The 15,100-nt window shown below is 72.3% G+C and carries 14 protein-coding genes; 4 read left to right on the top strand and 10 right to left on the bottom strand.

The features are described 5' to 3' along the window. Positions 1-34: 34 nt before the first annotated feature. Positions 35-1,150 (bottom strand): efflux RND transporter periplasmic adaptor subunit, encoded by a 1,116-nt coding sequence (locus ERL55_RS02140; protein WP_129134961.1) that lies wholly within the window; start codon positions 1,148-1,150, stop codon positions 35-37. Between the two features lie 69 nt (positions 1,151-1,219). On the opposite strand from ERL55_RS02140, the gene ERL55_RS02135 reads away from it, so the two are divergent. The 3 genes from ERL55_RS02135 (at position 1,220) to ERL55_RS02125 (ending at position 4,113) form a co-directional block, all read left to right on the top strand. Next, entirely contained in the window at positions 1,220-1,879 is a 660-nt protein-coding gene (locus tag ERL55_RS02135; protein ID WP_129134960.1) for a TetR/AcrR family transcriptional regulator, read from the top strand. 111 nt (positions 1,880-1,990) lie between these two features. Then, positions 1,991-2,653, top strand: coding sequence for a protein-L-isoaspartate O-methyltransferase (locus ERL55_RS02130; protein ID WP_129134959.1), 663 nt, complete (start codon positions 1,991-1,993; stop codon positions 2,651-2,653). Positions 2,654-2,736: 83 nt separating this feature from the next. Further along, the gene (locus tag ERL55_RS02125; RefSeq protein WP_129134958.1) at positions 2,737-4,113 is read left to right on the top strand and encodes a TolC family outer membrane protein; all 1,377 of its coding nucleotides are present in this window, start codon (positions 2,737-2,739) and stop codon (positions 4,111-4,113) included. A gap of 32 nt (positions 4,114-4,145) precedes the next feature. Here the strand turns inward: ERL55_RS02125 and waaA are convergent, their stop codons facing one another. Beyond that, complete coding sequence (gene waaA, locus ERL55_RS02120) at positions 4,146-5,501, bottom strand: lipid IV(A) 3-deoxy-D-manno-octulosonic acid transferase (protein WP_129134957.1); 1,356 nt, start codon at positions 5,499-5,501, stop codon at positions 4,146-4,148. Positions 5,502-5,560: 59 nt separating this feature from the next. On the opposite strand from waaA, the gene lpxL reads away from it, so the two are divergent. Beyond that, positions 5,561-6,490, top strand: a complete 930-nt coding sequence (gene lpxL, locus ERL55_RS02115; protein ID WP_129134956.1) for an LpxL/LpxP family Kdo(2)-lipid IV(A) lauroyl/palmitoleoyl acyltransferase — start codon at positions 5,561-5,563, stop codon at positions 6,488-6,490. A 199-nt stretch (positions 6,491-6,689) separates the two neighbouring features. Here lpxL and ERL55_RS02110 read toward each other — a convergent pair whose 3' ends face one another. From ERL55_RS02110 to ERL55_RS02075, 8 genes are all read right to left on the bottom strand, one after another. Next, a complete protein-coding gene (locus ERL55_RS02110; RefSeq protein WP_129134955.1) occupies positions 6,690-8,015 on the bottom strand; it encodes an O-antigen ligase family protein in 1,326 nt (441 codons plus the stop codon). Continuing rightward, positions 8,012-9,127 (bottom strand): glycosyltransferase, encoded by a 1,116-nt coding sequence (locus ERL55_RS02105; protein ID WP_129137162.1) that lies wholly within the window; start codon positions 9,125-9,127, stop codon positions 8,012-8,014. The genes ERL55_RS02110 and ERL55_RS02105 overlap by 4 nt, the downstream gene beginning before the upstream one ends. Before the next feature lie 22 nt (positions 9,128-9,149). Next, entirely contained in the window at positions 9,150-9,365 is a 216-nt protein-coding gene (locus ERL55_RS02100; RefSeq protein WP_129134954.1) for a zinc-finger domain-containing protein, read from the bottom strand. Between the two features lie 81 nt (positions 9,366-9,446). Continuing rightward, positions 9,447-10,052, bottom strand: a complete 606-nt coding sequence (locus ERL55_RS02095; RefSeq protein ID WP_129134953.1) for a response regulator transcription factor — start codon at positions 10,050-10,052, stop codon at positions 9,447-9,449. 72 nt (positions 10,053-10,124) lie between these two features. Then, on the bottom strand, positions 10,125-11,336 hold the full coding sequence (locus ERL55_RS02090) for a sensor histidine kinase (protein WP_129134952.1): 1,212 nt from the start codon (positions 11,334-11,336) through the stop codon (positions 10,125-10,127). 35 nt (positions 11,337-11,371) lie between these two features. Continuing rightward, complete coding sequence (locus ERL55_RS02085; RefSeq protein WP_129134951.1) at positions 11,372-13,210, bottom strand: CIA30 family protein; 1,839 nt, start codon at positions 13,208-13,210, stop codon at positions 11,372-11,374. A 23-nt stretch (positions 13,211-13,233) separates the two neighbouring features. Further along, positions 13,234-14,010 carry an ABC transporter permease gene (locus ERL55_RS02080; RefSeq protein ID WP_129134950.1) on the bottom strand — a complete coding sequence of 259 codons (777 nt, stop codon included), beginning with the start codon at positions 14,008-14,010 and terminating at the stop codon, positions 13,234-13,236. Further along, a complete protein-coding gene (locus ERL55_RS02075; protein WP_129137161.1) occupies positions 14,010-14,921 on the bottom strand; it encodes an ABC transporter ATP-binding protein in 912 nt (303 codons plus the stop codon). Before ERL55_RS02075 ends, ERL55_RS02080 begins: the two co-directional genes overlap by 1 nt. Positions 14,922-15,100: the final 179 nt, after the last annotated feature.

The raw sequence follows: 15,100 nt of genomic DNA, 5'->3' as shown, positions 1-15,100 counted from the left end.
GCGGTCGTGCCATGCGGGAGTGGTGTGGGTGGGGTCACGGCGCGGCGTCCGTCGCTGGCTTCGGCTGGACCGGTTCCACGGGGGCGTTGTCGCGATCCACTGGGACGACGGGCTGGCCGTCGCGCAGCAGATGACCACCGGCGGCGATCACCAGCGCGTCGTCGGGCAGGCCGGACAACACCGCCACGCGCGATTCGCCGTACCCGCCGAGGGTCACCGCGACCGGTCGCGCAACGCCATCCGCAGCGATCCACACCCGCGGGCTGCCGTCCTCGCCCCGCTGCACCGCCGAAAGCGGCACGCTGCGGTGGCCCGCGTCGCCCGCGGCCAGATGCACCCGCGCGCTCTGGCCCAGCGACACCTCGCCCGCGGAGGCGTCCAGCTCGACCCGCGCGGCATAGGTGCGCGACTGCGGATCGGCCGCCGGCGAGATCTCGCGGATGCGGCCGGCCATCCGCACACCGGGTCGCGCCCACAACTCCACTTCGACCGGCTGGCCGATGACGAATGCACTGGCGCGTGCCTCGGGCAGCGCGATCGCGACTTCGCGTGCACCGTCGCCGGCGAAACGGTAGATGGTCTGACCGGCGGCCACCACCTGCCCGGCCTCGGCCTCGCGCGTGGCGATCACCCCATCGGCGGGCGCCCGCAGCTGCGCATAGCCGGACTGGTTGCCCGCCACCGCCGCCTGCGCCCGGGCGGCACGCGCCTGTTCCTCCGCGGCACGCAGGGCGGTGGCCTGCGCCTCCAGCGCGGAGCGGCTGACCAGCTGCCCGGCCGCCAGCGCCTGGTAGCGCGCATGTTCGGAGCGCGCACGCGCGAGTTCGGCTTCCGCCGCGGCGGCCTGCGCACGCGTCGCCCGGGCCTGCTGGGCGAGGTCCGCGGGATCGAGTTCGGCCAGCACCTGGCCGGCGTGCACGCGGTCACCGGCATCGACCAGCCGCCGCACCAGCTGGCCACCGACGCGGAACGACAATGCCGCTTCCTCGCGCGCACGGATCTCGCCGGCGAGTGCCAGGGCCCCAGCGCCGGCCTGCGCCGGTGCGGTATCCACCAGCACCGGGCGCGGCGGCTCCGGCGGCACTTCGGACCGGCATCCGGACAGCACCAGCACCAGCACCATCGAACACCGCAGGTATCGCGAACCCATCGGCCGCCGCCATTAATGAACTGGCGCGTAGAGTATAAATACCGAACCGATTGGTCTAGTATTTATCCGATGCCCCAATCCGCTTCCAGCCCGCCGGCGGTGAAGACCCCCGCCAGCCCCGGCCGCCCCAAGGACATGAACAAGCGCGCGGCGATCCTCCACGCCGCCGAATCGCTGTTCGTGGAGCACGGCTATGAAGGCACCAGCATGGACCAGATCGCCGCCGACGCCGGCGTGTCCAAGCTCACCGTCTACAGCCACTTCGGCGACAAGGATGCGTTGTTCGCCGAAGCCGTGCGCGCCTACTGCGAGAAGCAGCTGCCGACCTCGGCCTTCAACCCCGACCCCGCGGTGCCGCTGCGCCAGCGCCTGCTGGCCGTGGGCCGCGCGTACTTCGCCATGATCAGCGCCCCGCAGGCGATTTCCGGCCACCGCCTGCTGTGTTCGGCGCAGATGGTCGAGAAGCGCATGGCGCGGCTGTTCTGGGAAAGCGGCCCGCAGCGGGTGCAGGACAAGTTCACCGCGCTGCTCGAGCGCCGGATGGCCGCCGGCGACCTCGCCATCGACGACGTTCCACGCGCCGCCGAACAGTTCTTCGCGCTGCTGCGTGGCGAGCTGTACCAGCGGATGGTGTTCGGGGTGACCGGCGACGCCGAGCGCGACGAGTGCGAGGCACATGTCGCCTCGGCGGTCGACATGTTCCTGCGCGCATACGGCACCCGGCCGTGACGCCGGTCGTGGTGACTTCCGGCACTCGGTGCCCCGTCCACCCGCGGCGATCCTCCTTCCACCACCCGCAACCGCTAAAATGCGCGGTCCCCGCGCTCCAGAGCCCCTGAGATGACGATCGATTACGCCTCCGCCCGCGCCGCCATGGTCGAACAGCAGGTCCGTCCCTGGGACGTGCTCGACCGCCGGGTGCTCGACGTGCTCGCCGCGATGCCGCGCGAGCTGTTCGTGCCGGCGCCGTGGCAGTCGGTGGCCTATGCCGACTTCGAGATTCCGCTGGCGCACGGCGAGCGCATGCTCAAGCCGGTGGTCGCCGGGCGTGCGCTGCAGGCACTGCTGCTGCAGCCCGGCGAGGACGTGCTCGAGATCGGCACCGGCAGCGGCTATGTTTCCGCCTGCCTGGGCCAGCTCGGCCGTGACGTCATCTCGCTCGAGCGCCATGCCGACCTCGCCGTCGCCGCGCAGGCGCGGGTGCGCGAGGCCGGCCTCGCCAACATCGACGTGATCCATGCCGACGCCTTCGCCTGGAACAGCGAGCGCCGCTTCGATGCGATCTGCGTCAACGCGGCCGTCGACCAGGTGCCGTCACGTTTCATCGAGTGGCTGCGTCCGGGTGGTCGCATGTTCATCGTGCGCGGCCGCGCGCCGGTGATGGAGGCCGTGCTGGTCCATCGCCAGGGCGAGGACGTCAACGCGCCGCGTATCGAATCGTTGTTCGAAACCGAACTGGACTACCTCGCCGGCACCGAGCCGGTGGCCGAATTCCAGTTCTGATCCAGCAGCCTGCGCCACACCGGCGCGGACTGCAGCGCCGGCGCCCGAAGGCGCCGGCCCTCCACTGACGCCAAGGAACTCCCATGCTGCGCCGCCCCCTTGCCCTTGCCCTGTCCCTCGTCCTGCTGCCCGCCTCGGCGTTCGCCCAGGACCTGGTGCAGACCTATGAACTGGCACGCGCCGGCGATCCGCAGCTGTCGATCGCGGAGTCGCAGCGCGACATCTCGCGCGAGGGCGCGGTGCAGGCACGCGCGCAACTGCTGCCGCAGATCGGCGGCAGCGTGGATCTTTCGCGTCGCTACGTGGCCGGTACCGACGGCGACCAGCGCTCGCGCAGCATCGGCGCCAGCCTCAACCAGACCGTGTTCGACCTCGGCCAGATCTCCAACCTGCGCGCGCAGCGCCAGCTCGACACCGCCGCCGGCTTCGACCTGCAGGCCGCGAACCAGAACCTGATCACCCGCACCTCGGCGGCCTACTTCAACGTGCTGGTCGCGATCGAGACCCTGGCCGCCGCCGAAGCCGCCGAAGAGGCGCTGCAGAAGCAGTTCGACTTCGCCAGCCGCCGGCTGGAAGTCGGCCTGGCGCCGATCACCGACGTGCACGAGGCGCGCGCGCAGTACGACGCCGCCCGCGCCCAGGTGATCCTGAGCCGCAATTCGCTGGAGGATGCCTACCAGGCGCTGGCCGAGATCACCGGCACGCCGGTGCGCAACCTGCGCGCGCTGCCCGAGGACTTCCAGCCGGAGGTCCCGGCCGGTGGCGACGCCGAGAGCTGGGTCAACGCGGCGATCGCGCAGAACCCGTCGCTGCGCGCCGCCGAATACGCGGTGCGTGCGGCCGAGATCGGCGTCACCGGCGCCCGTTCCGGCCATCTGCCGCGGCTGTCGCTGGGCGCCGGCTACAACAACCAGGCGTACTGGGGCGAGCTCGCCGGCGTGAGCGATCCCGAGAACCCGACCGGCGCCCGCCGCAACGAGGGCCATAGCGTTGGCCTGACCCTGACCGTGCCGATCTTCAACGGCGGCGCGACCCAGTCCGGCGTGCGCGAGGCGATCGCCCGCCGCGACATCGCCGAGGACCAGCTGACCCAGACCCGCCGCGCGCTCGAGCGCAATGCCCGCAACGCCTACCAGACCGTGGTGGCCGGTGTCGCCGAGGTCGAGGCCCGCCGGCTGGCGGTGCTGTCGGCGCGCAGCGCCTACGACGCGTCGCAGGTGGGCCTTGAAGTCGGCACCCGCACCGTGGTCGACGTGCTGATCAACCAGCAGACCCTGTTCCAGGCCGAGCAGCAGTTCGCGCTGGCACGCTACAACTTCCTGCAGAACCGGCTGCTGCTGGAACAAGCCGTGGGCACCCTGGACATCGACGACCTGCAGGACATCAACCGCCTGCTGACCGTCGAAGCCGAGAGCCCCACCACCGCCCCCACCGCGCCGATCAACAGCTCGCAGCAGTAACCGCCGCGTCGCGCGACACCGCAGGGCCCCCGTTACCGGGGGCCTTTGCGTATCCGGGCCGCTGGCCGCGGCGGGCCGAGTGGTGCCGGCGGCACATCCAGCGCTGCAAGGTCGTCGGCCACCAGTTCCAGCGTGCGCCGCAGCGCGCCGCGACCCTCCTCCACCAGGGTGCGTGCCGCGGATGCCATCGCGGTGCGCGCCGCGGCGTCGTCGAGCAGCGCTTCGAGGGCATTGCCGACGCCGGCTGCATCCTGTTCCACCCGCACCGCGCCGGCACGGCCGAGCTGGCGGGCGATGTCGGCGAAGTTGTGCAGGTGCGGGCCGGTGACGATCGCGGTGCCGGTGGCCGCGGGCTCGAGCAGGTTGTGGCCACCGATGTCCTGCAGGCTGCCGCCGACGAACGCCACCTTCGCGCAGCCGTAATAGCGCATCAGTTCGCCCAGGGTGTCGATGACGAACACGGCATCGCCTGCATCCGGCCAGCGGGTGAGCGTGCGCGTCGCGGTGGCGAAGCCGGCGTCGATCGCGGCCTGCACCGCCGCGCGGAAGCGCTCAGGATGGCGCGGCGCCCACAGCAGCAGCAGGTCCGGCCAGCGCTCGCGCAGGCGCGCGTGCAGTGCCACCACGACCGCCTCCTCCTCCGGATGCGTACTGGCGGCGATCCAGGCCGGTCGCGCACCCACGCGCTGGCGGAAGTCGCCGGCGAATTCCGCCCAGGCCGGGTCGACGAACATCTCGAACTTCAGGTTGCCGGTCACGCTGACCTGGTCGGCACGGGCGCCGAGGTGGACGAAGCGGCGGCCGTCATCCGCCGACTGCGCGGCCACCCCACCCAGTGTGCGCAGCGCACGCCCGACCAGCGGCCGCAGCAACCGGTAGCCACGCAGCGACCGCGCCGACAGCCGCGCGTTGACCACATACACCGGGATGCCGTGGTCGCGGCAGGCGAACAGCAGGTTCGGCCACAGCTCGGTCTCCACGATCAGGCCGAGCTGCGGCCGGTAGTGATCGAGGAACCGGCGCACCATGCCACCGAGGTCGTAGGGCAGGTAGACGTGCTCGACACGGTCGCCCCACAGCGCACGCACCCGTGCCGAGCCGGTGGGGGTGATGGTGGTGACCAGCAGGCGCTGGTGCGGGTGCTCGCGCAGCAGCGCGTCGATCAGCGGCGCGGCGGCGTTGACCTCACCCACCGACACCGCGTGCACCCACAGCGTGCCCGCCAGCGGCGGCGTGGCGTACACCGCGTAGCGCTCGCTCCAGCGGTGCAGGTATTCGGCCTGGCGGAAGCCGCGCCAGATCAGGTGGTAGACCGTGACCGGCACCAGCACGCAGAGCAGCGCGGAATACAGGACGCGCAGGATGCGCTCGGTGCGGTCGACGGACATAGCGTGCAAGGATACCTGCGCGCCGCGGCCGCGCCGGCGGGCCGTCGTAGAATGGCGCGATGGCTGCTCCATCCTCCAGCGCCGACGCGCGTCCGCCGCTGGGCCCCCGACAGTGGCCGGCATGGCTCGGCATCGGCCTCGCCGCGCTCGCCGCGCGCCTGCCGTGGCCACTGCAGCGCGCGCTCGGCCGCCTGCTGGGCGACCTGCTACGGGTGGCGCTGGGCAGTCGCCGCGGAATCGCCCGGCGCAACCTCCAACTGTGCTTCCCCGCGCTCGACGACGACGCGCGCGCTACGTTGCTGCGTGCGCACTTCCATGCGCTCGGCACCGGCTTCTTCGAGTTCGCCCGCGCGTGGTGGGGCACCGTCGCGCCGATGCGGCGCGACGTGGTCATCGAGGGCCTCGAGCACCTGCAGGCGGCGCGCGCCGATGGCCGCGGCGTGCTGCTGGTGTCCGGCCACTTCACCACGCTGGAGATCTGCGGGCGCCTGCTGTGCGACCACGTGCCACTCGCCGGCATGTACCGGCCGCATGCCGCCGGCGCCATGGAATGGGCGGTGCGGCGCGGCCGCCTGCGCTATGCCGAGGCGATGTTCACCAAGCACGACCTGCGCGGCAGCGTGCGTCACCTCAAGCGCGGCGGCGTGCTCTGGTATGCGCCCGACCAGGACCCCAGCCGCGGCGATGCGGTGTACGTGCCGTTCTTCGGCCAGCCCGCGCACAGCCTGACCTCCACCCACCAGCTCGCGCGCATGGCCGGCGCGGCGGTGGTGCTGTTCCAGCACGAGCGCCGCGCGGATGGTGGCTATACGTTGCGGCTGTCGCCGGCGCTTGCGGATTTCCCGTCCGCCGATCCGCACGCCGACACCGCGCGGGTGATGGCCGGCATCGAGGCGATGGCGCGAACGGCACCCGCGCAGTACCTGTGGATCCACCGCCGCTTCAAGCGGCAGCCGGATGGCAGCGACGTGTATCGGGACGCGGGCTAGGCGCCGGCGGGTACCTGCTGTTGCACGCATGAGGCGCCCTGGCCGCGCTTCACGCCGGGCCCCCCGAGGCCCGAGGCCCGAGGCCGCTTCCGCAGTGTTCGCGCGCTGCAGGAGCGCTCGCGAGATCTTCTCCGCATCCGTGCCGTGGCGCGTTGGGCGCTGGCGCGCTCGAACGGCGCCTGACACACCGCTGGCGACGCTAGGCCGGGTCGCCCTGCGGCCGTGCCAGCAGGCTGCCGGCATACAGGGCGGCCAGGAGCAGGGTAAGGCCACCCCAGAACGTGGAATAGAACGCCAGATGGGTGTTGAGCGGGAACACGGTGACCGCCAGCGCCAGCATCGCCGGACGCGCGCGTTCCCGCGCCGCAGCGTCGGCATACCGCCAGGCCCGCCATGCCATCGCCGCACCGGCCAGCCACAGCAGCAGCCCGAGGATGCCGGTCTCCGCACCGACCTCGAGGACGATCTGGTGCGCATGCAGCGCCGGCCCCTTGCCCCAGGCCGCCGTGGTGCCCGATGCCGCATCGCAATCGTCGAAGGCACGGCGGAAGCCGCGCACGCCGACGCCGTTCACCGGCGACTCGCGCACCATGCACACCGCCGCCTGCCAGATGCGCGCGCGTCCCGACAGCGCCATGTCGACGCCCGACTCGTCGGCGGTCAGCAGGTGCGAGGTGCGCTCGACGCGGTCGCGGACCTGCGGCGAGACCGCGGCCAGTACCACCAGCGTGGCCGCGCCGGCCGCCAGCACCAGCAGCAGCCGCTTCCAGCCCAGCAGCTTCCAGCCCGAGAACACCAGCACCAGGGTGTAGGTGATCCAGGCCGCACGCGCACCGGCCAGCACGATCACCACGCCCACCGCCGCGGCGGTCACGATCCACCCGGTCGCGCCGAAGCGCCGACCGGCGACGTACAGCAGGAACGGCGACAGGCTGGCCAGCACCACGCCGATCTTGAGATTGCAGGGGCCGAGCACGCCGCTCAGGCGGTCGACCGCGGCCACGTCCTCGGCACTGCACATCGGCCGCGAGCTGACCAGCTGCTTGGCCGCGTCCAGGCCCCAGAACAGCGGGCTGGTGCCGAACAGGCCCTCGGCCAACGCATCGAGCGTCCACACGGCGACGATCACCGCCATCCCGGTGAGGGTGATGCGCAGCCCACGCGTATCGGCCACCGCGGCCGCGACCAGCCACAGGAACGGCAGGTAGCGGATGTCCACCAGCGCCTCGCGCATGCTGCGTGCGGGATCCACCGCACCCACCACCGAGAACACCTCCGGCAGCCAGTACGCCGCGAACAGCACCGTGGTCAGTGCCCAGGCCTGCACGCTCAGCAGGGCCTTGCCCCCGCGGAAGCGCGCCATCAGCAGGCGGCCGATGGCGATCAGCGCGCCCAGCACCATCACCCCTTCCGCATAGCCCGGCATCGGCCACAGGGCCACGAAGGCCAGCACCCAGTGCGGCGCCCAGCGCCAGCCCGGGGTATCGGTGGTGTCGGGTCGGGAATCGGTGACGGCGTCGGTCATGGGCAGAGTTCGGAATAGACGGCGAGCGTGGCGGCCTGCATGGCCGCGAGCGTGTCGGGCATCGTAGCAATCGGCGGGCGGGCGGCCGGGTCGAGCAGGGTGGTGGCGGCGCGCGCGAGCGCGTCCGCGTCGAAGGGCGACACCGCGCCGGCGGGCAGCAACGTGCCCAGCAGATCGCCGACACCGCCATGCGCCCAGCCCAGCACCGGACGCCCGACCGACAGCGCCTCCAGCACCGTGCGGCCGAAGGCCTCGGGCTTGCGCGACAGCTGCAGGACCAGGTCGGACGCGGCATAGGCGCTGGCGATGGCATCTGTGGGTGCGGTGAGCACCAGCGCACCGCCGACGCCGGCAGCAGCCGCCGCCTGTTCGAGTTCCTCGACGTATCGCTCGCGCCCCGGCTCGCGTGCACCGGGCATCCACAGGCGCGCGTCGCTGCCGCTGCCACGCAGCCGGCGCAGCAGCTCGATGGCATCGCCATGGCCCTTCAGCCGGGTACCGCGCCCCGGCAGCAGCAGCAACGGCCCGCCGCCGGCCAGTGCCGGATGCTCGCGCGCGACCGCTGCCCGCGCGTCGGCGTCGGGCCAGGCGCGGCGCGGAAACGCCGCCGGGTCGATGCCGCGCGGGATCACCCGCAGGATGGCCGGATCGGTGGCCGGATAGTGCGCCAGCACATAGCGGCGCACCGTCTCCGACACGCAGATCACCCGCTCGCCGCGCGTCATCACCGCGCTGTAGCGCGACGGCGAGTTCAGCCCGTGCACGGTGGTCACGAAACGGGCTCGCGCGGCGACCGGCATTGCCTGCAACGCGCGCCAGCCCAGCCATGCCGGCAACCGCGAGCGGGCGTGGACGATGTCCGGCCGCAGGTCGGCGAACAGCCGCCGCAGGCCGCGCGCATGGCGCAGGGTCAGCAGCGACTTGCGGCCGATATCGAGGGTGATGTGCTCCGCACCCGACGCCTCGAGCGCCGGTACCAGCCGGCCACCGGCCGACACCACCACCGCACGGTGGCCCGCGGCCACCAGCGCGCGGGCGATCTCCAGCGTGGAACGTTCGACGCCACCGGCATTGAGCGCCGGCAGCAGCTGGACCACGGTCAGCCGGCGCATCGGGCCGGACGGCACGCCGCGGTCAGTCGACGAGGACGAAGTGCGCGCCGCAATACGGGCAGTCCGCCTTGCCGCCTTCCGACTCGATCGGCAGGTAGACGCGCGGATGCGAATCCCACACGCCCATCGCCGGCATCGGGCAGCTCAGCGGCAGCTCGCTGCGGCTGACTTCGTAACGGCGCTCGGCGTTGGCCTGCTCGGGAAGAGGTTGCCCTGTCGGGGCGTGGGCTGCGGACATGATGGCGGCATCGACGACGGAACCGGCGCCCAGTCTACCGCGGCGCGCATCGCCGGTCGCGCCCGGTTCGCCCGCGCGGGCCTACAGCCAGCCCTTCTGCCGCGCCAGCCGGTACGCCTCGATGCGGTTGCCGACGCCGAGCTTGCCGATCGCCTCGGACAGGTAGTTGCGCACCGTGCCGGCGGACAGGTGCATCCGCGACGCGATCTCGCCGGCCGACAGGCCCTCCCCGGCCAGCCGCAACGCCTGGCGTTCGCGTTCGCCGAGCGGATCCGGCTCCGACCACGCCTCCAGCGCCAGCTGCGGGTCGATCGCGCGGCCGCCGCGGTGCACCTGGCGCAACGCCTGCGCGAGCTCGCTGGCCGGCGCGTCCTTGAGCAGGTAGCCGGCCACGCCCGCATCCAGCGCGCGGCGCAGGTAGCCGGCACGCGCGAACGTGGTGACGATCACTACCCGTACCGGCAATTCCTGGCGCTGCACCCGTGCGGCGAGCTCCAGGCCGGTCAGGCCCGGCATCTCGATATCGGTCACCAGCACATCGGGGCGGTGGCGCTGCAGTTCCACCCAGGCCGATTCGCCGTCCGCGCATTCGGCCACCACCTCGAAGTCGGGCTCCATGCGCAGCAGCGCGGCAAGCGCGCCGCGCAACAGGGCCTGGTCCTCGGCGAGCAGGATGCGGATGGGCATGGCGGGCACCGGCGACACGTACGCGGTGCAGTGTAGAACGTCGTGTCCGTGGTGGATCCGTCGGCCGCGCGGCTACACCGCCGCGTGCGGCCCCGGCGGCGACCGCGCCGGCTCGCCCTGCGCCGTCGGAATCGCCTCTGCCGGTGGCTGCGCCAACGGAACCCGTGCCTGGATCCGGCAACCGCTGCTGCCATCCACCACCAGGCGGCCGCCGACCGCCTGCACGCGCTCGCGCATGCCGGCCAGCCCGTTGCCGGCTTTCAGCGCACCACCGCGGCCGTCGTCCTCGATGCACAGCACCGCGTGTCCGTCCTCGATCGCGAACGTCGCCCGCGCATGCGACGCGCGGGCATGGCGCTGGACGTTGGTGGCCGCCTCGCGCACGGTCAGCGCCAGCGTGGTCTCGACCAGCGGCGACAGGATCGCCTGCGCCATGTCGGTATCCAGGCTGTAGTCGAAGGCCACGCCATCGGCCTCCAGCAGCAGCCGCGCCGATGCGAGTTCCGCGGCAAGCCCGGCGGCGCGGATGCCGCTGACCGCCCGTCGTACCTGTCCCAGTGCCTCGCGCGCACCACGCGCGACCTCCTCGATCTCGCGCCGTGCCGCGGCCGGGTCGCGGTCCACCAGGCGCGCGGCGAGGTCGGACTTCAGGGCCACCATCGACAGCGTGTGGCCGAGCAGGTCGTGCAGGTCGCGGCCGATGCGTTCGCGCTCGGCGGTCGCGGCCAGCCGGCGCACCTCGTCCTGCGACAGCTGCAGGGCGGCGTCGCGCGCTTCGTTGACGCGCTCGACATGCACCACCAGGCCGACGATCAGGGTCACGACCGGCATCCACACCATCGCCTGCCACGGATAACCGAGCAGCGCCGCCCAGCCGAGGAACACCAGGTTGAGCAGCAGCAGCCCGGCCGCCTCCATCCACGAAGCGCGCTTGCGCGACGCCAGCAGGAACACGCAGCCGAACACGAAGTAGCTCATGCCCGAGGGGTACCAGGGCAGCAACACCAGGCACAGCGCGACCATGCCCAGCGCGGATCGCCACGCGATGCGCGCCGGTGCCAGCAGCACGCGGGCGTACAGGGCCAGGAAAAGCGGATAGGACAGCAGCGTGAGCAGCCACCAGCGCGCGTCGTAACCCTGCGGCGAGAAGGCCGGGGTCACGAACACCCACGCCGACCACAGCACGTGCACCGCTTCCGACCATGCCGGCCGGCCGCGGCGCAGCGTATAGGCCATCACCGAATCGGCAGCCGGGGTGAACCATTTCGATCGCAACGTGGACATGCGGGGACTTCCGGCCGTGCTCGACGCAACGTTTATCAGCGCAGCTCGACCTCGTCGAGGAAGAACTCGAATCGACCGGCCGGTTGCCCGGCGGTGAACGCCACCGCGCGCAGCAGTGCGGGATCGGCACCGGGGAAATCCGCAAGCGGCAGCCGGACCTCGGTCCACTCCGGCCCGGCGACAAAGGTCTGCGTACTGGGCATGCCCTGCATGCTGGGGCCCGAGAACAGCATCGCGCTGTAACGGCGGCCGTCGCCGCGCACGTGGAACACCAGCGCCTCGCGCGCTGACATGTCGACTGGCTGCATCGGCTCGGCGGCCGGCAGCCAGGTCATCCCCGCCCACGGGAACGCGAAGCCGGGGCGGACCTCGCCGTGGATGCGCAGTGCACCGGCCGTCCCCTGTGCGCCGCCTAGCACCAGTTCGTGGGCGACGTCGGAGTTGCCGCCGGCCATGCGGTCGGTGCTGGGCTGCCAGCTGCCGAACGCCGCGGCGAGCACGTCGCCATCGAAGTCGCCGACCAGCGTCTGCGCCGGTGCTGCGGAGGCCACGGCACCGGCGGCCGCATCGCGTTCGACACGGTGGCCGTTCTTCCACACCGCGGCGATCGCACGCGTGGCGGTGATGTCGGCGAGCGGGTCGCCATCCACCAGCACCAGGTCGGCGCGCAGACCCGGTGCGATGCGCCCGCGATCGCTCAGGCCGAAACGACGTGCCGGCACCGCGGTGGCCGCCGACAGCGCCTGAGACGGACTCAGCCCGGCACGCACCAGCAGTGCCAGCTCACCGTGCAGGCTGGCACCGTGCGCGGTGCCGGGATTGGGCGCATCGGTACCGGCGAGGATGTCGACGCCGGCGGCATGCAGGCGCCGCACGCTTTCCAGCGCGCGCGCCAGCACCGCCGGATCCGCTTCGCCCGCATGCATCCGCGCATCCAGTGTCGAGCGCTGTTCGGCGGTCAGCAGGGCGCCGACACGGGTGTCGGCAGCGAGCGCCCCGCCCTCGCCGGCACCGGCCACCGAGGCCAGCACCGACAGCGTCGGCACCACGAACGCATCGCGGTCGCGCATCGCGGCGACCAGCTGCGCATCCGCCTCGACGTCGGCGAACAGGTGCACCAGCCCGTCGGCGCCGGCATCGATGGCATGGCGGGCATCGGCCAGCGTGGAGACGTGCACCACCGCCATGCGCCCGTGGCCATGCGCGGCCGCGATCGCAGCGCTGACCTGCGGCGCGGTGAGCGTCGGCAGGCGGCGTTCGATCGCGTATGCCGAGAGGTCCTCGACGATCAGCTTGATGAAGTCCGCGCCCTCGCCGACGCGCTCGCCGATAAAGGCGTCGATATCGGTCGATGCATCCACGGTGGGCACCGGGAAGCCGTACTGGGTGCCGTGGCCCTGCGGCGCCGTGATCGCATAGCCCGCGGCCCAGAGGTCGGCCTGCCCGGTCGCGGCCAGTGATTCGCGCTGCGCACGCAACGCCTGCGCGCGTTCCGGCATGCCATGCATGTCGAACGCGGTGGTGACGCCGAAGCGCGCGGCATCGCGCTGGGCATCGCCCCAGGCATGCACATGGGCATCGATCAGACCCGGCAGCAATGTCCCACCGCTACCGTCGACGACCTCGTAGCCCTCCGGCACCTGCAGCTCGGCACCCAGCTGCTGGATGCGGCCGTCGCGCACCAGCACCGTGGCGACGCCGAGGTCGCGCTCGCCGTCGAACACCCGTGCGCCGCGGATGGCGACGCCGGCATCCGGCGGGCGCGGCTGCTGCGTGGCCGGGCTGCGGCCGGTGGCCGGCGCCAGCAACAGCACCGATGCCGCAACCGTCGCCACCAGCGCGCCTGCAGCCACCATGTCGATCCATCGTTTCATCAGCGTTCTCCAGAGGTTGCAGGTCAGCGCGGCGACAGCCGGCGCAGGGCGAAGTGGGTGAATACCGCGGCCGGGACCAGCAGGGCGAGCACATGCAGCCACAGCGCCCCGCCGCTGTCGTGGCCGACCACCTTGAAGGCGATCTGGCCCAGGTGCCAGGCCGGCCACACCGGCGCCAGCCGCGCGAAGAAGTCCGGCAGCATCGACAGCGGCAGCCACAGCCCGGACAGGAACACCATCGGAAGGAACAGCACGTTGACCACGGCGATCGCGGCATTGCCGCCGAACAGGCTGCCGATCAACAGGCCCAGGGCCGCGAACGGCAGCACCCCCAGCAGGTTGACCACCAGCAGCAGTGCCCATCCGGATGCCGGCAGCGACACGCCACCCAGGGTGCTGCCAACCAGCGCCAGCAGCAGGCTGATCGCCAGCGCGAACGCCATCGCCGCCACCATCTTGGCAAGCAGCCATCCACCCGCGTGCGCCGGCAGCGCACGGCGCAGGCGCAGCAACCCCTGCTCGCGTTCGTTGGCCACCCCCACGCCGATGCCGAACAGGGTCGCGCCGATGGTGCCGAACACGCCGTAGCCGGCGAGCAGGAACGCAGGGGGCGCGCCCATCCCCGACAGCAGCACGCCGAACAGCACGTAGAACAGCACCGGGAACAGCACCGCCGGCAGCACATATGCCGGCTCGCGCAGCAGCCTGAGCAGTTCGCAGCGGATCTCGATCATGCAGGCGCGCAGCGCCGATGCGCGTGCGGCGCCGGTTCTGGCGGTGGACGTGGCAATGGTGCTCATCAGGCGGCCTCGCGGACGGACGGACGGGTGAGTTCGACGAAGGCTTCGGCCAGGCCGGCGCGGGTGACTTCGAGATCCTCGAGCGCGGGGTCGGCTTCGAGCAGGCGCCGCACCACCGCTTCGGCGGCAGCGGCCACCAGCTCCAGCCGGCCCTTGCGGACCCGCACCTCGCGCACCTGCGGCCAGCCGGCCACGGTTTCCGGATCCAGCGTGGTGATGCAGCGGATGCGCCGCCCACCGACCAGCGCGCGTACCTGCGCGATGGTGCCCTTGGCCAGCACCTGCCCGCGATCGATCACCACCACGCGGTCGGCCAGCGCCTCGGCCTCCTCGAGGTAATGCGTGGTCAGCAGCACCGCGCAACCCTGGGCGGCCATCGCCCGCACCGCCGCCCACACCTGGCTGCGGGCGCCGATGTCGAGGCCGGTGGTGGGTTCATCGAGAAACAGCAGGCGCGGCCGCCCGCACAGCGCGATCGCGAACTGCACCCGCCGCTGCTGCCCGCCGGACAGCCGACCGTAGCGGCGGGCAAGCAGGTCCTCGACCCCTGCCAGTGCCGCGGCTTCCTGCGCCGCCATCGGCTGCGGGTAATGGCAACCGGCCCAGTCGATGAGCTCGCGCACCGTCAGCCGTTCCGGCAGCACCGCGCTCTGCAGCATCACCCCCACCTGCAGGCGCGCTGCCGGGATGCACGGGTCCATGCCGAACAGCCGCGCCTTGCCGGCTGCCGGTGTCTTCAGCCCCAGCAGCAGGTCCACCGCGGTGGACTTGCCTGCACCGTTCGGGCCGAGCAGGGCCAGCACTTCACCGGCCTGCAGTTCCAGGTCGAGGCCATCGAGCGCACACACCGCGCCATGCAGGAAGCGTGCTGCGTGCAGCCGTGCCGCGGAGGCCGGAATCTCGGAAGACATGGTGACTGGCATGGCAACGCTCCATCGGGATGGCCACAGCGTGGGCGCGACGACCCGCTGCCGGCAGTCGCCACCGTCAGGCGATCGACATGACAACCGTCACCTGACACCGCGTGCCGCGGACGTGGACACTGCGCGGAACGGAAATGACTTCCGGCCACTCCCGACCGGCCGCACCC

This window comes from Luteimonas sp. YGD11-2 (genome assembly GCF_004118975.1).
GTDB lineage: Bacteria > Pseudomonadota > Gammaproteobacteria > Xanthomonadales > Xanthomonadaceae > Luteimonas > Luteimonas muca.
This window is presented reverse-complemented; position numbering and strand designations above follow the sequence as displayed.